15 protein-coding genes are annotated in these 21,243 nt (G+C 37.7%); 10 read left to right on the top strand and 5 right to left on the bottom strand.

The window, feature by feature from the left end; all coding sequences use genetic code 11:
• The first annotated feature begins 226 nt into the window (after positions 1 to 226).
• Positions 227 to 1,063, top strand: coding sequence for a helix-turn-helix domain-containing protein (locus QA584_RS10120; RefSeq protein WP_278274396.1), 837 nt, complete (start codon positions 227 to 229; stop codon positions 1,061 to 1,063).
• Between the two features lie 290 nt (positions 1,064 to 1,353).
• Here QA584_RS10120 and QA584_RS10115 read toward each other — a convergent pair whose 3' ends face one another.
• From QA584_RS10115 to QA584_RS10105, 3 genes are all read right to left on the bottom strand, one after another.
• Positions 1,354 to 2,307, bottom strand: coding sequence for an L-lactate dehydrogenase (locus tag QA584_RS10115; RefSeq protein ID WP_331487884.1), 954 nt, complete (start codon positions 2,305 to 2,307; stop codon positions 1,354 to 1,356).
• 205 nt (positions 2,308 to 2,512) lie between these two features.
• Entirely contained in the window at positions 2,513 to 4,879 is a 2,367-nt protein-coding gene (locus QA584_RS10110; RefSeq protein WP_278274395.1) for a diguanylate cyclase, read from the bottom strand.
• Between the two features lie 306 nt (positions 4,880 to 5,185).
• Positions 5,186 to 9,013: a phosphoribosylformylglycinamidine synthase gene (locus tag QA584_RS10105; RefSeq protein WP_278274394.1), complete on the bottom strand. Its 3,828-nt coding sequence runs from the start codon at positions 9,011 to 9,013 to the stop codon at positions 5,186 to 5,188.
• Positions 9,014 to 9,529: 516 nt separating this feature from the next.
• On the opposite strand from QA584_RS10105, the gene QA584_RS10100 reads away from it, so the two are divergent.
• The 3 genes from QA584_RS10100 to QA584_RS10090 all read left to right on the top strand — a co-directional run bounded on the left by QA584_RS10100 (position 9,530) and on the right by QA584_RS10090 (position 11,667).
• Positions 9,530 to 10,321, top strand: a complete 792-nt coding sequence (locus QA584_RS10100) for an MBL fold metallo-hydrolase (protein WP_278274393.1) — start codon at positions 9,530 to 9,532, stop codon at positions 10,319 to 10,321.
• Positions 10,322 to 10,393: 72 nt separating this feature from the next.
• Positions 10,394 to 10,762, top strand: a complete 369-nt coding sequence (locus tag QA584_RS10095; protein WP_278274392.1) for a VOC family protein — start codon at positions 10,394 to 10,396, stop codon at positions 10,760 to 10,762.
• Positions 10,763 to 10,782: 20 nt separating this feature from the next.
• Positions 10,783 to 11,667 carry a LysR family transcriptional regulator gene (locus QA584_RS10090; RefSeq protein ID WP_278274391.1) on the top strand — a complete coding sequence of 295 codons (885 nt, stop codon included), beginning with the start codon at positions 10,783 to 10,785 and terminating at the stop codon, positions 11,665 to 11,667.
• A 137-nt stretch (positions 11,668 to 11,804) separates the two neighbouring features.
• On the opposite strand, the gene QA584_RS10085 is transcribed toward QA584_RS10090, so the two are convergent.
• The gene (locus tag QA584_RS10085; RefSeq protein ID WP_278274390.1) at positions 11,805 to 12,020 is read right to left on the bottom strand and encodes a hypothetical protein; all 216 of its coding nucleotides are present in this window, start codon (positions 12,018 to 12,020) and stop codon (positions 11,805 to 11,807) included.
• Positions 12,021 to 12,127: 107 nt separating this feature from the next.
• The gene (locus QA584_RS10080; protein WP_278274389.1) at positions 12,128 to 13,078 is read right to left on the bottom strand and encodes a DUF1848 domain-containing protein; all 951 of its coding nucleotides are present in this window, start codon (positions 13,076 to 13,078) and stop codon (positions 12,128 to 12,130) included.
• Positions 13,079 to 13,723: 645 nt separating this feature from the next.
• Between QA584_RS10080 and QA584_RS10075 the strand changes: the two genes are divergently transcribed.
• From QA584_RS10075 to QA584_RS10050, 6 genes are all read left to right on the top strand, one after another.
• Positions 13,724 to 14,071, top strand: coding sequence for a DUF1622 domain-containing protein (locus tag QA584_RS10075; protein WP_278274388.1), 348 nt, complete (start codon positions 13,724 to 13,726; stop codon positions 14,069 to 14,071).
• A gap of 148 nt (positions 14,072 to 14,219) precedes the next feature.
• Positions 14,220 to 15,161, top strand: a complete 942-nt coding sequence (locus QA584_RS10070) for a M14 family metallopeptidase (RefSeq protein WP_278274387.1) — start codon at positions 14,220 to 14,222, stop codon at positions 15,159 to 15,161.
• Positions 15,161 to 16,096 (top strand): M14 family metallopeptidase, encoded by a 936-nt coding sequence (locus tag QA584_RS10065; protein WP_278274386.1) that lies wholly within the window; start codon positions 15,161 to 15,163, stop codon positions 16,094 to 16,096. Before QA584_RS10070 ends, QA584_RS10065 begins: the two co-directional genes overlap by 1 nt.
• Positions 16,097 to 16,248: 152 nt before the next feature.
• Positions 16,249 to 17,430 (top strand): peptidylprolyl isomerase, encoded by a 1,182-nt coding sequence (locus QA584_RS10060; RefSeq protein WP_278274385.1) that lies wholly within the window; start codon positions 16,249 to 16,251, stop codon positions 17,428 to 17,430.
• Positions 17,431 to 17,660: 230 nt separating this feature from the next.
• Positions 17,661 to 19,463 carry a sensor histidine kinase gene (locus tag QA584_RS10055; RefSeq protein WP_278274384.1) on the top strand — a complete coding sequence of 601 codons (1,803 nt, stop codon included), beginning with the start codon at positions 17,661 to 17,663 and terminating at the stop codon, positions 19,461 to 19,463.
• Between the two features lie 3 nt (positions 19,464 to 19,466).
• The gene (locus QA584_RS10050; protein WP_278274383.1) at positions 19,467 to 21,014 is read left to right on the top strand and encodes a response regulator transcription factor; all 1,548 of its coding nucleotides are present in this window, start codon (positions 19,467 to 19,469) and stop codon (positions 21,012 to 21,014) included.
• Positions 21,015 to 21,243 lie beyond the last annotated feature (229 nt).

Below are 21,243 nucleotides of genomic sequence, written 5' to 3'. Positions count from 1 at the left end.
ACCATTCTACCGCCTATATTAATTGTGGTATCTGGTATTTTTACAATAGTATTTTTACATTAGTAATTATTTATTGGCAGTTATGTATTGCTATTTGATAACAACTACATTAATATAGGTTTTATAATACTTCATGTTTTAACAAAAAGGTATATAGTTATTGGTATTTATTATGTGTAAATTGGTAATTTCAATTTTAATATATTAAGTGAAATGGGTAAATGTTATGAATATTCCAGATAATTATTTTAAGACAACTACAGTATTTAGAAGAATTGGTAATAATGAAGCAAAAGGTATGCTTTCGTGTGGTTTTATACATAAAAAATCCTCTGCTGAATCGAACAATAATGTAATCTCCGACTGTTATACCGGCGTTTTAGTTATCAACGGTTCAGGTCAGTTTATTGCTCCAGACGGCAGCAAAACAGAACTGGTACAAGGCTGTTTTTTTCAACGGATACCTGGCAGGCAGCACTCCACCCTGGTTAATGATGACGGACAGTGGTTAGAATTCTTCCTCTCACTTGATCAGGATATTTACAGGGAACTGTGTTTATTAAACATGTTTAATCCCAATGAATATGTACTTCACCCCGGTGTTACAATTGGATTATTGGAGCTTTGCGAAAACTACTTAAGCAGTCTTCAAAAGACGCCCTACTTTGAATTGCCATATGTATTTTCTAGGGCACTGGACTTTTTATATACCATACACATTTATGATAGGAAGCAACAGGAAGAAAAACATGAATTAATCGATGAAGCCATAGAATTGTTAAATCAATATGCTTTAGAACGTGTCAATATCAGGGTAATTATTAATAAACTTGGGTTGGGTTATGAAAACTTCAGAAAAATATTTAAAGAAAGAACCGGGATCTCACCCCTGCAATACATAATCAATTATCGAATTAATACTGCTAAGTCCTTACTGACTGATGATAAACTTTCAATTAATGAAATAGCTGCCTGCCTTGGTTATAACGATGTCTTTTTCTTTTCAAATCAATTTAAGAAATATACCGGATATACTCCCAATGCTTTTCGTAAAAGAATCTGAACAAGTATTTATGATTATAAAACTATCCAGCTCCCATAGTTATAAGCTAATTAATTACATAATAGAATCTTCACCGAGAAAAACCTACTGATTCGGATCAATTAGATATACTCTTGATTCTTCCCAGGTCAAAACCTAGAATTAACAGGAGAGAAGCCTTTCTTAAATCAGTTCAATACCTTACCGGATAGCTTATCGCACACTTAACCAGCTGATTTAATCAAGACTTCCCTCATGTAATCTATAACCTGCAACCTTTAAAGCACCACTCATTACTCTAAAAGTACTTTTTATTTATCCAAAATTCTACCAGTATAATCCCTTATCACATTAATAGAATTTTTAAACTTAACCATTTCTTCCTCCGTCAGATGCACTTCCACCACATCCTTTACACCGCTGCGGTTCAATATTACTGGTACCCCGCAGAATACACCGTATTCACCAAATTCCCCTTCCAAAAGGGTGGAAACCGGAATAATTTTATTCTCATCATTTAAAATAGCTTTAATAATCCCAGCTGCAGTTGTCGCAATGCCATAACAAGTAGTACCCTTTACTTCCAGAATATCAAACCCCACTCTTGTAATACGTTTTACGATATCATCCAGATTCACATTGTCAAATTCCCGGTTATCTTCTAAAATATCATATATTCGCTTTCCCCCCACCGTAACATGGGACCAGGGGCACATCTGGCTGTCGCCGTGTTCTCCCATGGTATAACCCTGAACACTTCTCGGGTCTACGTTAAATAATTCACCGATGAAATATTTAAGTCTTGCAGAATCCATTGCCGTTCCGGTTCCGATTACCTGGTTTTTTGGAAGTCCTGATAATTTGTATACATAATGTGCAATCATGTCAACAGGATTGGATACAACGATAAAATGTCCCTTAAAGCCGCTTTCCATTACCGGTTCTACTATGGATTTAGCTATACCGGCAGATAATTCAAGGGTATCAAGCCTTGTCTGTCCAGGCTTTGGCGGCGCTCCGGCGGTTATTACTACTATATCCGCATCACCGCAATCCTTGTAATCTCCTTCGCTTACCTTTACATTCCGGTTTAAATATTCCACACAATGGCATAAATCCATTACTTCTCCACGTGCTTTATTCTTATTAATATCAATTATCATAACTTCATCGCAAACACCCTGTGTAATTAAACTAAAGGCTGTAGACGAGCCAACTAAGCCAGCTCCTACAATTACTACTTTACTACGATTAATAGTCATCATCCTCACCAATACCTTTCTATTTATTTTATGAAATATTATTAAAATATCTCCATTTTTTATTTAATGAAATTTTACTATGGTTCCTGCCTTTTATCCATTATGAGACTTCTATACGATTCCTGCCTTTTATCCATTATGAAACTTCTATACGGTTCCTGCCTTTTATCCATTATGAAACTTCTATACGGTTCCTGCCTTTTATCCATTATGAAGTTTCTATACGATTTCTGCCTTTTTCTTTTGCCTTATATAAAAGGGTATCGGCCCGTTTAATGAAAACTTTTGTATCATCCCCTAGATGATATTCTGTAAGTCCGATACTGATTGTAATATTCAGGTGGTCTTGTGTAAAGTCAAAATCCTGAATACTTTTCCTTATGTTTTCCGCTATCTCATAAGCGGCATCAATACCAGTGCGGGGAAGCAGGATAAGAAACTCTTCGCCGCCATAACGCCCTACATAATCAAATTTTCTTACATTACTTTGGATTAAACCAGATACTGTATTAAGCACCCTGTCTCCAATCTGATGCCCGAAGTTGTCATTGACCCGCTTAAAATAGTCAATATCTAACATCATCAGAGATAACCCGGTCATATCATTTACTGATTTACCGATTTCCTGATCCAGCAGTTCCATGATAAACCTGTGATTATATAAATTAGTCAGACCATCCCGAATGGATTGCTCCTGTAATAAGGAATTACTTTTTACTAATTCATTATTAACTTGTTCAATTTCATCCCTGCTTTTCTTTAATGCTTCCTGTACCTTCTTTCTTTCTGTAATATCTCTGGTCACAAAGACATATCCGAAAGGCTCTGAGGATTTTTCCCGCAGCACGGTTCCGTTAACCTCGGCATTGATATAGGTTCCGTCTTTTTTAATATACTTATATTCCACCGGTCCGATCTCTTCCGTCAATAACCGCTTCATATTGCATTTTGCAGCATCCAGATCCGATTTATCCAGCATATACAGCATATTATGGGGAATCAGATCCTCATTTGGATCATACTCTAATATGTTTTGAATACTTTTATTGATATACGTAATGTTGCCTTCAATATCACAAACTAAAACCAGATCAGGAATGGAATCCATAAGTTTTCTTAACATTTCTTCTGACTTTACGATATTTTGCTGCAGGATTTTCTGTTCTGTTATATCTGCAAGGCAGGATAACAACACTTCCCTTTCATTATACACCGCAGGTACCATGGTAATCAGCCCGGAAAACACCGTTTTATTTTTCCGTTTAAAGAATATTTCCTTATCCTTAACCGGTTTCCCATTAGCCAGATCCATCATTAATTGAAGTCTGTCAGTTGGATTTTTATAAAACTGATAGGCATCTTTTCCTAACATATCCTCATGAGTAATATTAAATAAGTCTTCCGTTTTCTGATTAATATATAAAATGGTATTGTCATTTTTGTTGGTTAGTATAATAGAAAAAGGTATGGTTTCTGCTACCGTGCGGAATAGTTCCTGGCTTTTAGTCAGTTTTTCAGCCGTTTTTTTATGATTGCCTATCTCACGCTTTAACTCTTCTATCATCCTTAAATCCTGTCCGACTATCAATAATCCTAACAGAATCTGGTTTTTGGATTCTCTGATTGGTGAAACTGATATGCTTATTGGTATATGATTTCCATCCTTTGTTCGTATTATGACATGATTTAATTTTACTGTATCCTCTATTTTATCATAGTTTATAATGAGTTTTTTTAAGTCAGGGTCATCAATAATATCTGTCAGCTGTGTGTTGATAAGATCTGTCAGCTCATATTGAAGCAGGCTTAGTACCTGTTTATTTATCCTTATGATTGTGCCTTCTAAATCTATTAAAAAAGTCAGATCAAGTATTTCGTGAAATAATTCATTCATAATCAAAGAATTGGATGCCAGCATGAAATTGTAATTGACAATTGCATAATATATTCCCCACAGCATAATCAAAATCAAAATCTGGGTAATATTCGGAAGGTAAATATGAAAAATTACCGGAATCAAAGTCTGGGTAATAAGGTCAACAGACAGAGGTATTATACTGGTAATAATGATAAACCTGGCCTGTTTCTTCTGATTCATTTTCCTTGATTTTTTTCCCCAACGGTAAAGAATGGCAAGGCTTAAGAATACATAGCTGTAATTATAAATGGCATTCCCGATATAAAAAAACTTTACTATAGGCTCCGGTGTTTGAATATCCGGCCCAAATAAAAAAATACACATGAAAAAAAATAATAATCCCGCCAGTGGAATTACTATTTTCATGAATAGTTTATCCAAAATTCTGTTATTCGTAATGGTAAGAACTAAAAGCAGTACGACAGATGGAAAAAAACACCATCCGACTGCCGATACTTTATTCCAGAATGAAAATGTGTACTTATCTTCAGCAACATAAGCAAAAGAATAGGTAAATGCCCAAAACGACAATATTACATTCAAGAGCAGGAAAAGTATCCCTTCTCTTGACTTTTTGTTTAACTTAAACGTATTAAATCCTACATATAAATATATAACTGATGATAATGTCGATAAAAAGGATAATAATTTCATCATAGTCGTAATCCGCCCTCAAGCTTTGCTTAAACTGTTGAATTATCCACATTTTTGCTATTATACTATATCAGAAATAATACTAGGAATCAATCTTATTTATCTACAATTTTTGATAATTTTATAGAATTTATTTTTCGTTTATTTTATTCAATTGTTATAAAGCAAGATCTTGTAAGAATCCATAACAAACGTACTTAATATAGACTGTTGAGTCATAAAACAAACTTCGTTCCAGATTTGTAAATAAGCCAATATCCTTTCCTTCATTTATTTTATTCCTCAACAGTAATATGATAATTTCTATCTTTATTTGAAATAACTTACACCGGATTCAAAAATATACTGGTTCTGATTGCCGTAAATATTAATGGCAACCCCATCACCCCTTCTTTCGGAATGGGCCATCTTACCAAGAACCCTGCCATCCGGGCTTGTAATGCCTTCAATGGAATAGTAAGAACTGTTTGGATTAAAGTCTTCATCTACAGCCGGATTACCGTTTAAATCAACATACTGGGTCGCTACCTGACCATTAGCAAATAATTTTTTAATCCATTCCTCATCAGCAACAAAACGTCCCTCACCATGGGAAGCCGGTATTGCATATACTCCGCCAAGTTCTGCTTTCATAAGCCAAGGAGATTTATTGGATACAACCTTTGTATAGACAGATTTTGATATGTGGCGTCCAATGCTGTTGGTGATTAGCGTCGGTGAATCCTCTTTCTGCGGAGTAATTTCCCCGTAAGGCACTAAGCCTAATTTAATCAGAGCCTGGAACCCATTACAGATACCAAGTGCCAGTCCGTCTCTTTCTTTTAGAAGCTTGTTAACTGCTTCCTTAATCTGTTCATTACGGAAAGCGGTAGCTATGAATTTACCGGAACCGTCTGGTTCGTCACCGGCAGAAAAGCCGCCTGGGAACATAAGGATCTGAGCTTTTTCAATGCCTCTTTCAAAAGCTTCTACGGACTCTCTGATATGATCCGCATTCAGATTTTTAAATACGATGGTTTCCACCTTGGCACCAGCAAGTTCAAAAGCCCGTAAACTGTCATATTCGCAGTTAGTTCCAGGAAATACCGGTATAAATACGTTCGGTACAGCTACTTTATTCTTAGCCACATAAACTGTTTTCGCATCATATACTTCACCTGTTGACTTCTTATTTTTAAGTGCTTCCTCTGCTCCGGAACTGGTAGGAAATACCTTTTCTAATGTTCCTGTCCATGCTGATAAAGCTTCTTTCATGGAAATCTCCAAGGATAAGGACTTCTTGTTATTCAAGAAGGATTCTGCTAAATTCTCCGCAGAATTATAAAGGAATTTATCTTCTGCTATAACTTTACCAATAACTTTATATGCTGCCTTAAGGCTGTCAAGTTTGGCTATATCTGCTTCTGCAACTTCGGCAATAATTGAACCATAGGCAGGTGCGAATAATTCCTGCACATCCACAGTGTTATTTAAGTTTACACCTAATCGGTTACCAAAAGCCATCTTACTTACTGCTTCGGCAATACCAAAAGCTCCTAATGCATAAGTGGATACCAGTACCTTGTCTTTGCCAAGCTGTTGTATCTTTCCATACAATTCCATAAGCTGACTATAAACCGGAAGATCATAGGAATCTTTTTCAAGGTCAAACTTAACCAGCAGGTTACCTGGAGTTTTAAGTTCCGGTGTAATGACCTCCTGGACTTTTGCTACATTAACTGCAAAGGAAACCAGAGTCGGCGGTACATCGATATCATTAAACGTACCGGACATACTATCCTTACCACCGATCGAGGGAAGTCCCAGCTGCATTTGTGCATCAAATGCTCCAAGAAGGGCAGTTAAAGGTTCTCCCCAGCGTTTTGCATCCGTTCCAAGACGTCGGAAATATTCCTGGAACGTAAAACGGATACTGGTATAGTCTCCGCCGGCTGCCACTATCTTTGCCACTGAGGAAATAATGGCATATACTGCCCCGTGATAAGGGCTCCAGCTTGACAAGTATGGATCAAAGCCATAGCTCATCATAGTAACAGTATCGCATTTACCTCTTAAAACCGGTAATTTAGCGGTCATGGTCTGTATGGGTGTTAGCTGATATTTCCCGCCGTAAGGCATCGTTACGGTAGCTGCTCCAATGGAGCTGTCAAACATCTCAACCAGACCTTTTTTGGAACATACATTTAAATCACTAAGTACCTTAAGCCATTTTTCTTTTATATCTGTTCCGTTATAACGGTCTTGTTTAAAATAATTGGAAGCTTCCTCTGGAAGAGTGATAAAGGCATCCGCTTCCTGATGTGCGCCGTTCGTATCTAAGAAAGCTCTTGATATATTAACAATCTCTTTGTCTCTCCAGAACATAACAAGTCTAGGTTCTTTGGTTACCTCTGCTGCCACGACTGCTTCTAAATTCTCTTCTGCCGCAAAGGCAAGCATCTGCTTAACATCTTTTGGATCAACAACAACGGCCATTCTCTCCTGGGATTCTGAAATTGCCAGTTCGGTTCCGTCAAGTCCTGCATATTTCTTAGGAACTTTATCAAGATAAATATGAAGTCCGTCTGCTAATTCTCCAATTGCTACCGACACACCGCCGGCACCGAAATCATTACATTTTTTAATTACTTTGCTGACCTCTTCCCTGCGGAATAGACGCTGTAATTTTCTTTCCGTCGGTGCGTTTCCTTTTTGTACTTCCGCTCCGCAGGTTTCAATGGATTCCGTAGTGTGGACTTTAGAGGAGCCGGTTGCACCACCACAGCCATCACGTCCGGTTCTGCCGCCAAGGAGTATGATAACATCACCGGGATCGGAATTCTCACGGATTACATTTTTCCTGGGAGCAGCTCCCATAACCGCACCGATTTCCATTCTCTTTGCTACATAATTGGGATGATAGATTTCATCTACCAAACCGGTGGCCAGACCAATCTGATTACCATAAGAACTATAACCACTGGCAGCTCCGGTTACGATTTTTCTCTGGGGCAGCTTACCCTTTAGGGTATCCTTAAGGGATACGGTTGGGTCTGCCGCACCGGTTACGCGCATCGCCTGGTATACATAACCCCTGCCAGAAAGAGGATCACGGATCGCACCGCCAAGACAGGTTGCAGCACCACCGAAAGGTTCTATTTCGGTAGGGTGGTTGTGGGTTTCGTTTTTAAAAAATACCAGCCATTCTTCGGTTTTGCCATCAATTTCAACCGGAACTACAATAGAGCAGGCATTGATTTCATCGGAAACTTCCATATCCTCCAGTTTGCCGTCTGCCTTTAATTTCTTCATAGCCATTAAGGCGATATCCATTAAAGAAACATATTTATCCTCTCTGCCTTTATATAAAGCTTCCCGATCCAAGAGATATCTTTCATATGCCTTTTGAATCGGTGCTTTATAAAAACCATCTTCAAACTGAATGTCTTTTAATTCCGTTAAAAAAGTGGTGTGTCTGCAATGATCGGACCAGTAGGTATCCAGAACACGGATTTCCGTCATAGAAGGATTTCTCTTTTCCTCTGTACTAAAATAATTCTTAATATGGAGAAAATCTTTAAAGGTCATAGCCAGATTAAGGGATTGATACAGTTCCTTTAATTGTGTTTCAGTCATCGCTGTAAAACCATCAAATACAACTACTTCCGCGGGTTCTTCAAATATACTCTCTAAAGTTGCCGGCTTTTCTTCCTCTGTCTCCTTAGAGTCTACCGGGTTAATACAGTAAGCTTTTATTTTATCAAAATCCTCATCCTTGATATCACCGGATAACACATATGTGGTAGCGGAACGGATAATGGGTTCTTCCTCTTCATTTAATAATTTAACACATTGCTGTGCAGAATCTGCCCTTTGATCAAACTGACCGGGTAAATACTGAACGGAAAAAACCTTGTCACTTTTTTCTGTTTTAAAAGTTTCTTCATATAAGAGATCTACAGGTGGTTCACAAAATACAGTCCCTAAAGCCTTTTGATATGTTTCTTCACTGACATTTTCGATATCATAACGGATCAAAACCCGTACACGTTCCAAGTCCTTTATACCAAGATAGCTTTTAATTTCATCGAATAATTCCATTGCTCTTACGGCATAGGCGGTTTTCTTTTCTACATAGATTCTCTTCACGCAGCTCATAGTCGTTATCCTTTCTGACTCAGTTACAATTTAGTTTCTGCCATTATTATAGCATAATACGTTTTATAAAAGAAATTAATATATGTTAACCTTTTAATAAGGAGTACTAATACATATTTCTTTGATAATTATTCCGTTTTACCTATGTTTGCTACATGGTAACGCATGAAATAAGATAATTCCAAAGACTAAGGCAGTATCCTGGTATGCTTGTAATATTTTTGTATTGGAAAGAACCCTCATGCCACTTAAACTTGGAGAACTGCGCCAAGGAGGAAAAGAGTATCTGTCTGAACGAAGTGAGTTATACTCTTTTCCTCCTGCTTTAAGCAGTTCACCAAGTTTTAGTGGCATGAGGGTTCTTTCCCTACAAAAATATTACAAGCATACCAGGATACTGCCGAACGCTTATTGCTTCTTTCTTCCGTTTGTTTGTGCTGTTTGCCATAATCCATCTATACAAATTCCTGTGTTTGAGGTAGAATAATAAAAGTAAGTAAGATTGGAGGTATACCTATGCAGATAACTTATATTCATCACAGCTGCTTTAGTGTTGAGTCAGAAGACACGGTACTCCTTTTTGATTATTTTAAGGGAACACTACCACAGTTTGACAGTAAAAAACATCTTTTTGTATTTGCCAGCCATAAACACCAGGACCATTTTGATCCGGTGATTTTTGACCTTGTAAAGACTTATCCCCGTATAACCTTTCTCTTATCCGATGATATCCGTATGGATGAAGATTATATGAACCGCAAACAAATCCCGGAAGCCGCCAGGCATCATATGATACAGATTGGAAAAAACGAAACCCTTACCTTGCCCGTTAATTCCAAAAACACCAGTATGAACGACCTTGGTACTTCAACAGAAAAGACTTTATCCCTAAAGGTTGAAACTCTTGCTTCTACTGATGAAGGGGTTGCGTTTATTATTACTGCTAATAATATGATTACAGGAAGCAATAAGGTAATTTACCATGCAGGCGATTTGAACTGGTGGTCCTGGGATGGTGAGACCCAAGACGAATACACGGAAATGACGAATAATTTCCAGCGGGAAATGGCTAAAATTAAAAACAGGGAATTCGACATCGCCTTTGTCCCCTTAGATCCCAGGCAGGAAGACCGCTTTTGGTGGGGCTTTGATTATTTTATGAAAACAGCCAGAACAAAACTGGTTTTTCCTATGCACTTTTGGAAAGATTACTCCATTATTACCAAATTAAAAAATATGGAGAGAACAAGGGAATATTTTGACCGGGTTGTGGATATAAAAGAAGAAGGACAGATTTTTAACGTATGATAAAAACACATAGGTCAGCGTATTATTATAGTGAAAGCGTAGGAAACTTACGCAGATTGGAGCAGCGTTTATATGAAATTTAAATTTGCACATAATAATCTGAATGTACTTAATCTGGATAAATCCATTCAGTTCTATGAAGATGCTTTAGGTTTAAAAGTTACTAAAAAAATTGAACCCGATGACGGTAGTTTTGTAATCGTATTCCTGGGAGATAACGAAACCTCTCATCTTTTGGAACTTACCTGGCTTAGTGACTGGGATCATCCTTATGACCTTGGGGATAATGAATTCCATCTGGCTTTTGTTGTGGATGATTACGACGCAGCTTATAAAAAGCATAAAGACATGAATTGCATCTGTTATGAAAATACTGCAATGGGCATTTATTTCATAAGTGATCCCGATGGTTATTGGTTAGAGATCGTACCGACCAGATAAAAAAAGAAAGGAGACTCTGCATGGATATTAATTATGAACTATATAAAGTGTTCTACTATGTAGCTAAAACTCTGAGTTTTTCCGAAGCTGCTGCATCACTTTTTATATCTCAGTCCGCCGTGAGTCAGTCTATTAAAGTCTTAGAGACCAATTTAAGTCAGACCTTATTTATCCGCAGTACGAAAAAGGTTGCCCTTACCAAAGAAGGGGAGCTCTTATATAAACATATTGAACCCGCTATTAACTTAATCAGCCGGGGTGAGAATCAGCTCTTAGAAGCTGCGGCCCTTGGAGAAAGCCAATTACGCCTTGGTGCCAGCGATACCATATGCAGATACTATCTGGTACCCTTTTTAGAGGATTTTCACCGTAAATACCCTGAAATCCATATTAAAGTAACCAACGGCACTTCCTTTCAGTGTGCAAAAATGTTAGAAGCGAACGAAGTCGATATCATCGTTACCAACTCCCCTAATTCCGCTCTGGTAAACAGTATGTATATAGAGCCGATTTTAGAATTTCAGGATGTATTTATCGGTAATGCAGATTTTTTTAAGCTTAAAGAAGAACCTTATACTTTGGAAGCGTTATTGGAATTTCCAATTCTGATGTTGACCAAACATTCCACTACCAGCGAATTTCTCCACAATCTCTTTTTACAGCATTCCCTGGATTTAGTTCCTGCAATCGAACTTAGCAGTAATGATTTACTGATTGATCTGGCTAAGATAGGTCTGGGTATCGCTTTTATTCCTGATTTCTGTTTAAAGGATGCCCATTCAAAACTGGTAAAGATAAAAGTCCAGGAGGAGCTGCCGACAAGAAAATTAGTAGCTGCCTATAACGGAAACATTCCTCTGTCCTCAGCAGCCAAGTATTTTATAGAACAGTTGATTCAAAAATGAATAGCCTGATTTCTATAATTCCAAAGGCAGTGTGCCCAGACAGCGGTTACATTAATCAACCGCCGCCTGGGTACACTGCCTTTGATTTAAGTTGTAACACCAGTATTATGCTTCCTGAATTTTTGCTGTATGCTGTATTAATTACCTTTACTGCTTAACGGGTTGCTTCTCTCTTCAAAAAAAGCTCCGTTATCGGGGTTACATTCATTCTGCGGATAATATCCGGCTCTGGGTACAATAGCGGAGGCACCTTTTATCAGATCTTTTTCGTCCTTTGACTTTATCTGTTCTTGTATTGTATTGTTTGTAGTAGTGGTAATTTTAATATTTGAATTATCTTCTTTTTGATTCATATTTCCCTATCCTTTTTTGATCCTTTATCAAAGGTTACATTATTATCATTCCCTGTTTCTGATAAAACATGTAATAAAAATTTTGTTCCTTAGCTCCCAGATAACTCTTATTTCAAATCTTCAAAAAAGCTGTAATTTCTATCTTTAAAGGACTGCATCTTCCTCACCGTCACTTTATCCTCTGTAGTAATTTCACCAATTAGTAAATCGGCTTTGGGATTATATTTTAAGCAGTTCTGTTCTACCGCAGGATAGCTGTAATTGGCATAACAATAGAGACAACCATGCCGACAGGTGTTATAAGCACCAATGTCAATACTTTGAATACACATACACCCTTCTCTTTGGGTGGTCTCTGCTTTTGTTTTAAGATTACAGCCGCAGATTCGTTCAATTACTGTTTTATCAATACATCTTCCATGCTTTAACCCTAATTCCTCTAAATCAATTTTTTCACAGCAGGAACGTAATTCAATCCCATACCGCCTGCTTATATCGGCCAATCCGGCTGCCAGCTTTGTCATCTCTTCTTTCGTGATCTCACGAAGCACTTGATTTTTAACTGTTTTACTCAATTTTGAATATATATCGACAAAACTGATGGTACAGATGTCCGTATAGTCCCTTAACCGACTGCACAAATATTCAAACTGCTCCAGGTGGTATTCTTTAGTTAACGTCTGATTTAAAATAATCGGGTCATAACGCCACAATAATTTAGCTTTACCGATTCGTTCGGATAGTTCTATGAAGGTGTCAATGATCTTCTCTTTATCACGTAAATAAGGCTCGATATCCTTTCCGTAAGGTGTCAGTGTGAATTGAAAATAATAGGTATAGCCCAAGTCATCAATATCCTTTAGCTTATCCATAATATGTTTCGCATCCTTCGTCCATAATACAATACAGTCCACAACCTCCGGTGTGAGGAGTATCTTACTTACCTGTCCATAATTCATGGGATTTCTGGTTAATACATATCCTTCCCGTAAACGATTTACAAACCAATCCGAATAAAATGCTGGTATATCGGTTCTTCTTGATGCACTTATAATCATATGTCCTCTTTTCCAAAATGCCAGGCAAGCACTTGACAGCTATAATAATATTAATAATAATCGTCGTCATAATTATAATCATCATAATTATAATAATCGGAGCTCCCTGGCTGTCTTCATTGGCTCTATATTGCGCTTAATCTGTAAAGTTTGCTTCTAAAAGCTCTCCGTCTAAGGTCTATGGGCATATTCAGACTGTAATTCATTCAGCCTGTAACAACTGTTTTTCTCTTAAAGCTTTAATGCGATACGATGAATTTTAGCTGTAAGATAAAACTGTTCTGCATTTTGTCAAATAGTATGCCCATATTGCTGATCTTCTGACTGAATAGGAATGCTTATAAAATGATACCTTAATTTTAACGGAAAGTCTGTTGTATCTCAATGATTTTTTTATTTTTCATTTAAAATTATGAATATTCAGTACAGTTTTTAGCAGGTGTAATCTACGATTTCAACATGTGAGCCCATCAATCCTCTTAACCTTTTACCAACTGAACTATTTTCGTAAAAATGCCGGATTTTAATTGTTTTTTCTTTAAAAAAATGGTATTATGTTATAAGTTGTTATTTGCAGATATCATATTCCGTATTTCAAAAAAGCAGAGAACGTGTAAACATCACAAGTGCCGGAGGTGTATTGATATGGAATATATAGAGAATTTGTTGATAAATCTGGTGGATGTTGCTATATTACTTTTTGAATTTATGGGTGTATTGGTTTTAATTATTACAGGCATACGCGGTATCATCGATTATTTCAGGAAGTATCCCCTTACCCGGTTAAATCTGGCAAAGGGCATGGCTATGGGACTTGAATTTAAATTAGGAAGTGAAATCTTAAGAACCGTGATTGTCCGTGACTATAAAGAGATATTAACTGTTGCCGGCATAATCTTACTCCGGGCTACTCTTACCTTTTTAATCCATTGGGAAATAAAAAACGAAGAAGCCCAAAACGCTGCTTTAAAGGAACCGGAGGATAAAGCTTAAATACCGGTTAAATTGCGGTCACAGTATTTACACCCCATACAAAATATAGTATCATTATAGCAACAAGGGCGTCTCATAACACTGTTTTTCTATGTGAATTCAGGTTTTTGGGATGACCCTTACTTAATTTCAGAAAGGATGAATAACTATGATAAAAACCGTATTTTCTATCGACCTTCCGGTATTAGAAAATATGCATATATTAAAAAACCGCATGGAACCTTTAACTCTCACCGGCAAGGAAAAACGTGTCTGTATAGTGACCGGAATACATGGAGATGAGTTAGAGGGTCAATATATATGTTATGAAATTATGAGAAGGATTCAGGATAATTTACACCACCTCCACGGAATCATTGATATTTATCCCAGCTTAAACCCCCTTGGAATGGATTCCTTAACCCGAGGTATCCCAGCTTTTGATCTTGATTTAAACCGCTGTTTCCCAGGAGATCCCGATGGCGATATGTCGGAAAATGCAGCTGCGAAAGTCGTTGAAGATATTTTAGGTTCCTATCTGTGTATTGATCTCCATTCCAGTAATGTTTTCTTAAGAGAGATACCCCAGGTCAGAATGATTGAAGAAAATGCTTCTATGCTGTTACCTTACGCAAAGCTCCTTAATTTGGATTTTGTATGGGTACATCCATCCGCAACGGTGCAAAACGCTACCCTTGCCCATGCCTTAAATACGAATGGAGTACCTACTGTAGCAGTAGAAATGGGAACCGGTATGCGTATTACCAAGCAGTTTGGTGATCAGATAACCGAAGGAATCTTCTGCCTGTTAAAAGAAATCGGTATGTGGGACGGTGAAGTTATAACCCCAAAAACACCTATTATCTCTTCGGAAGGACATCGGGAAGTTACTATGGTACATGCGGACGTATCAGGAATTTTTCTGCCAGCCGTAGAGCACTGGATTGGCGTTAAAAAAGGGGATGTCATTGGTGATATTGTTAATACCTTAACCGGCAGCATCGAACAGCATATCATATCTCCTTGTGACGGCATGGTATTTACATTAAGGGAATATCCCGTTGTTAACAGCGGTTCCTTAATTGTGCGCATACTGGGAGGTGACTTATAATGATAAAGGATACCATATATTCAATAAAATCCTCTTTCCGCGGGGAAATGAACATCCTGGGCTATCGCTTTGGAAAAGGAGAAAAATCTGCCTGTATCGTAGGCCCCACCAGAGGTAATGAAGTACAGCAGCTCTATATCTGCTCACAGATAATTAAAGCTCTCTCAAGACTTGAGAAGACCGGTGCTATCGTGAATAATAACGAAATTATGGTCATACCCTCCATCAACCACTATTCCATTAATATTGAACGGCGTTTCTGGGGTATGGATAACACAGACATTAACCGTATGTTTCCGGGAGAAAATGATGGAGAGACTACCAAGAGGATAGCTGCCGGAGTATTTGATGCGGTTAAGGGCTATAGTTACGGAATCCAGTTCGCCAGTTTCCATACACCAGGAGATTTTATTCCCCATGTACGCATGATGGAAACGGGTTATCATAATACGAGCCTTGCCAATCTATTTGGTCTGCCTTTTGTAATGACCAGAAAGCCACAGCCTATTGACACGGGCACACTAAATTATAACTGGCAGTTAAATGGAACGAATGCCTTCTCCGTATACACCAGCGCCACCGACCGGATTGATGAAAAATCTGCAAAACAGGCGGTATCTTCCGTACTCCGCTTTTTAACCCGCATGGGAATTATAAAGTATAACTGCCATAACGGCTTTATCGCCACTACCCTTGAGGAAGAACTCTTAATGTCCATCCGTGCTGACGTATCCGGCATTTACCGCCGCTTTAAGGAACCCGGTGACGAGGTGACCTTCGGCGATCTTTTAGCGGAAGTAGTTGACCCCATCGAAGGGGAAGTTATATCACAGATTATCGCCCCCAGTGACGGGATCATCTTTTTTGCCCATGGCAAACCACTGGTAGTTGAAAATTGTACCGTTTATAAGCTAATTCGAAGACTTCATGAATAGAATGAGCGGGAAGTGAGCAATAACAACGAAAGAACCCATGAATCTCGTATTCTATGTCTTGACTTATGAAAAAAAAGGTTTAAAATAGATACTATGTGTATACATGGCTGCTCATGTTTAGCACTGAGTATTAATTAAATGGAGGAAATAAAGTGAAAAAAGCAAAAAAAGTTGTGTCCCTCCTACTGATATTTACATTAACAGTTGGAGCGACATTAATGACCGGATGTGAAAAAAAGGAAAGTGATCCGGCAAAATCTATCGTAGTGACGGTTAATGACCAGAATGTTTATCTTAATGAAGTCATGTATTATATTTCAGCTGTTGAATCAACCGGAGCCCAATATGATGCGGCTTATCAGCAATATACCGGTGCAAGCTACTGGGATCAGAAAGACCCTAACGATCCTAAGAGTTTATCCATGAGAGAACAGGCAAAGAATTATGTTTTGGATACAGCAGAGTTGTATGAAATTCTTTACGATAAAGCTGTAAAAGGAAAATACACCCTCACAGATGATGAAAAGACTCAGGCAGGAACCAATGCAGACCAGATCTTAAACCAAATGAGCAAAGACCAATTAAAGGTTACCGGTTTTACAAAAGATGTATTAGTCAAGGTACAGGAAAAATTAACACTGAGCGGTAAATATTACAAAGATTTAGTCGATAGTTTCGATATCGATGATGATGGAATTAAAGCCTCCATAAAACGTGATGATTACAAGCAATATAAAACCGAATATCTTTTTGTACCTACTACAAAGTACGATGAAAACTATAAATCGGTGGATTTATCCGCTGATGAAAAAGCTGCTGCAAAAACTGCTATTACCGCAGCTCTTGATAAGGTAAAAGCCGGCGAAGAATTCTCAAAAATCAAAGAAGCTGATGACAAACTCACTTCCAGCACCTTAGATTTTGTTGTAGATGACGGTTCTGCTGAAAAAGAATATCAGGAAGCCGCTATGAAACTGGATAAGGGTGCTTATACCACAGATATCATTGAAACAGCTACCGGTTACTATATTATTAAGATGGTAGATAACAATTCCAGTGATGCCTATGATAAAGAAGTAAGTACTGCCATATCCAAAGCTGAGGATGATGCTTTTAAGGCAGAATATGAAAAGATGAAGAAGGATTACAAGATAACTGTTAATAACAAAGTTTGGGATCCCATCGTTATTGGTAATATTACGATTCCTAAGGCTGAAACAACCGGCAATGCAGCAAATGACACATCATCTGCCGGCAATACAACAGATACTACAACATCCGGTGATTCCACAACCGATAATACAAGTACGGAAAATGCAACTACCGGAGAATAAGAGAAATTAAAGGTAATATAACTCTAAAGGCTGTCCCATTATGGGACAGCCTTTATTATCTAAAAAAGTTTCCTCTCGAATCTTACATTTGAATCTTTCTGATAAATCTTTCTTATGAATCGTGCATTTGAATCTTTCCTCAAATTCTTTCTTCTTACTCTTGCTGTTTGACAATTTTTTCAGCATTTACTATAATAAACATAAAGGAAATTATGAAAGGTGCCTAAAACATGAAGATTCCAAGGGTATTACAACACACTTTTCACAAAACCAATGTGAAAAAGAAATTATACTTCATTTATATATCTGCGCTTTTGATCCCAATCTTAATTATTGGGATTTTCTTAATCGTGAATACCAGAAGATTGCTTCTAAATCACTATAAAGAACAGGTTGAGGCAGAAAATACCCGGGTAAAATCTGTTATGTTCGATGTAACTACTACGGTTTATAACATTTCCGATGAAATCTTTGCGGATAAGTCACTCCAGACCCTTTTGGCAGCCCGGTATTCCAGCAGACAGGAAGCAGACCGAAGCTGCAGTAATTTTACCAAGCTTACGAATTACATATATAAGAACACATTTATATCCTCAATCGAGCTGTATACCACGAATCCGACCATCTATGAGTATGCGTCTTTTCAACCGGTAACGGAAGATATAAAGAATACGCACTGGTATCAGCAGGCAAGCAATCGCTCCGATATCCTATGGAAAAGCCTTCAATCGGTTGACACCTGGAATAACACCTCTCAGGAACTGTGCTTAATCAGGAGAATCCCTATTATCGCAACGAAAGAATATGCCGTACTTGTTATCCGCATTAGTAATATATACTTAAAAAACCGTATCCAGAACAACTCCCTGTTTACTGCGGTAACAGTAAATAATGACCCGGTCTTTTATAGTTCAAAACGAGGTCTGTCCGGCAAATACTTAAACCTGCCAATTGATTATGAACAGCCCCAATTTCAGTATTCTGGTCCGCTGACTTACGAACATAAGGAAAGTATAGCCGATATCTCAACCCTGCACCCCTTTACTTCCAAAGATAATTTATATATATTGTCTATGGATTTTAACGCTTTTGAGGATACTGCTAATATAACCTTGATTTGCAGCATGATTATCTTATTTGCTACCGTAGTACCGTTAATTCTGATTACCTTATTTACCAATCAATTCAGCTCCCGAATCATAACCTTACGGGGAGAAATGTACAAAGCCAGTAAAGGTGATTACAATATAATCGATTCCATACCGGGAGATGATGAATTATCGGAGGTATTCCAGGATCTAAAGGTCATGATTCAAAGCATCACCAAGATGAATGCCCAGATGTATGAGGTCAAAATCCAGGAGCAGATCCTTAAGAATCAGCAGCAGAAAATGGAATTTAAAATGCTGGCAAGCCAGATTAATCCCCATTTTCTTTACAATACTTTGGAATCCATACGGATGAAGGCTTTGACTGAGGGCAACCGGGATGTATCCAATGCTATAAAGCTCTTGGGTAAATCCATGCATTATGTCCTTGAAAACACCGGCACCTCTTCAACGACTCTAAAAAAAGAATTGGATTATATATCCATTTATTTAGCAATCCAAAAGTTTCGTTTTAACGACCGTGTAAACTATTCCCTTACAATACCTGAGGATATGGATTTGGAGGAGTATCAGATTCTTCCTCTTCTATTACAGCCAATCGTAGAAAATGCCATACTTCACGGATTGGAGGAAACGGAAAAAGGCGGGCTGATATCGATCGATGTCGCTGCAAAAGAGGATGAATTTTTAATCATCAATATATGTGATAATGGTCTTGGTATGACGGAAGAAGAATTAATTACCTTAACCGACAGTATTAATCTGCGCCACAAACAGGCTGCCTCCAATATCGGACTCTACAATATCAATCAACGAATTAAACTGTTTTACGGCGATGCCTATGGTATGGCAATTAAAAGCCAGCCTCATGCAGGTACCTTAGTATCTCTTACGCTTCCTTTACACAATACTATGGAGGAATAATTTATGATGAAAGTATTTATAGCAGATGATGAAGCAAGCATCCTGGAAGGGTTGAAATATATTATTAATTGGAAAGAACTTGGATTTACCATATGCGGTGAAGCAAGTAACGGCGAAGATACCTTGAACTGCATTCTTGCCTTAAAACCTGATCTGGTCCTATTGGATATACGTATGCCCAAATTACAGGGAATAGAAATAGTAAAAGCCGCCAGGGAACAGAAATTTAAAGGTCATTTTGTAATCTTAAGCGGTTTCTCTGATTTTAAGTATGCCCAGGGGGCAATCCGGTATGGAGTGGATTTCTACCTTACCAAGCCAATTGATGAAGATGAGCTATATAATGCTGTATTAGCTGTAAAAGAGTCCCTCGAACGAGAACATCTGCACACCAACACCATGAACCACTATAGGGAAAAAGCCAAATACACCATACTAAGAGATATTCTTCTTAATACCAGCGATTACTCAAGTATTAACCCTTTGGAAATGAATCTTCTTGCGCCGGTATATCAAGTGCTGATTTATGAGAATTACAACCAGGATACCAAATCAATTATTTACAGTTTTGCAGATATGTTAAAGGTGACAAATCATGGTAATAATTCCTTTGAACATATAAGTATCCATCAAAAAGATATTATTTTACTAAAAGGAGAATTTGCGCTGGAACGTTTTCTAGGTTTCCTGAATCATTACGAAGAGAAACCCCAAAAGGGGTCTCCTTTGGATTCCCTGTTTATAACTTATGGACGGCTAGTTCATACTTTAGAAGATATCCATTATTCGTATGAAGATGCCTTCCAATTATTAAACCGGCGTTTTTTTTGCGAACAGAACCAGCATGCCATAGGCTATGAACAACTGCCGGATTTCAATACCGTACACTATGAAATAAATGCAGAAAAAGCCAACTACTACAGCGATACCTTCTGTGGCTGTATTCAAAGTTTTAACCGGAAAATGATTGCAGATACCTTATCGGCCCTAAGCAAAAATCTTTACTACACAAATACAGAACTGTCTGGTATCAAGCTGTTCCTAACCGATATTTATTTACAGATAAAACAGAATATGAATCATATCTACAGTACCACAGATATACCCTTTCCCACTAATTCATCCGTAATTGATTTTATTGAAAGCAAGTATTATTTATATGAGATTATTCTATTCTTTTCCGAACAATTTGAGATGTTGATGAATGCCATCGGTAATTCCTCCAGCGAAAGCATACTGGAAGATATCGTTTATTACATCAATCACAATTACAGGGACAATATAAAACTTGAGACCATCGCACCACTGTTTGGTTATAATAGCTCTTATTTAGGAAAAATTTTTAACAAAAAAATGGGGGAAAGCTTCAATTGCTATATTGACCATGTCCGGATCAATCATACGATGGAACTGCTAAAGCAAAAAAATTTAAAGGTATATGAGGTATCTGAACTGGCAGGCTATAAAAATGTAGACTATTTTCATAAGAAATTCAAGAAGTATGTGGGGATAAGTCCGGCGGAATATAGAAAGAAACTAATTTCTGATTAAATAAAAGGGTGTGACCTACAGACGTGACAGGGTGTGACAACATACAGACGTAACAGTGTGTGACATGCAGACGTGACAGTGTGTGACATGCAGATGATGGCGCACTGTCACATCAGTAACACCTTCCTCTTAAATCTAATGCGCATCCTGCACGGAGGGCTTTCTATTTTGAAGATAGGATTAAAGAACTTTTCTCGTAAAAGGGGTTGTTGCAACTCAAAAGACTCAA

It is taken from the genome of Anaerocolumna sp. AGMB13025, assembly GCF_029689925.1.
Lineage (GTDB): Bacteria > Bacillota > Clostridia > Lachnospirales > Lachnospiraceae > Anaerocolumna.
Note: the sequence above shows the minus strand (reverse complement) of the source record. Positions and strands in the feature narration are given on the sequence as shown.

Bases quoted from the DNA above. Each gene is read 5' to 3' on its own strand.
- QA584_RS10120 (WP_278274396.1), top strand. From the start codon at position 227: ATGAATATTCCAGATAATTATTTTAAGACAACTACAGTATTTAGAAGA.
- QA584_RS10115 (WP_331487884.1), bottom strand. From the start codon at position 2,307: ATGATGACTATTAATCGTAGTAAAGTAGTAATTGTAGGAGCTGGCTTA.
- QA584_RS10110 (WP_278274395.1), bottom strand. From the start codon at position 4,879: ATGATGAAATTATTATCCTTTTTATCGACATTATCATCAGTTATATAT.
- QA584_RS10105 (WP_278274394.1), bottom strand. From the start codon at position 9,013: ATGAGCTGCGTGAAGAGAATCTATGTAGAAAAGAAAACCGCCTATGCC.
- QA584_RS10100 (WP_278274393.1), top strand. From the start codon at position 9,530: ATGCAGATAACTTATATTCATCACAGCTGCTTTAGTGTTGAGTCAGAA.
- QA584_RS10095 (WP_278274392.1), top strand. From the start codon at position 10,394: ATGAAATTTAAATTTGCACATAATAATCTGAATGTACTTAATCTGGAT.
- QA584_RS10090 (WP_278274391.1), top strand. From the start codon at position 10,783: ATGGATATTAATTATGAACTATATAAAGTGTTCTACTATGTAGCTAAA.
- QA584_RS10085 (WP_278274390.1), bottom strand. From the start codon at position 12,020: ATGAATCAAAAAGAAGATAATTCAAATATTAAAATTACCACTACTACA.
- QA584_RS10080 (WP_278274389.1), bottom strand. From the start codon at position 13,078: ATGATTATAAGTGCATCAAGAAGAACCGATATACCAGCATTTTATTCG.
- QA584_RS10075 (WP_278274388.1), top strand. From the start codon at position 13,724: ATGGAATATATAGAGAATTTGTTGATAAATCTGGTGGATGTTGCTATA.
- QA584_RS10070 (WP_278274387.1), top strand. From the start codon at position 14,220: ATGATAAAAACCGTATTTTCTATCGACCTTCCGGTATTAGAAAATATG.
- QA584_RS10065 (WP_278274386.1), top strand. From the start codon at position 15,161: ATGATAAAGGATACCATATATTCAATAAAATCCTCTTTCCGCGGGGAA.
- QA584_RS10055 (WP_278274384.1), top strand. From the start codon at position 17,661: ATGAAGATTCCAAGGGTATTACAACACACTTTTCACAAAACCAATGTG.
- QA584_RS10050 (WP_278274383.1), top strand. From the start codon at position 19,467: ATGATGAAAGTATTTATAGCAGATGATGAAGCAAGCATCCTGGAAGGG.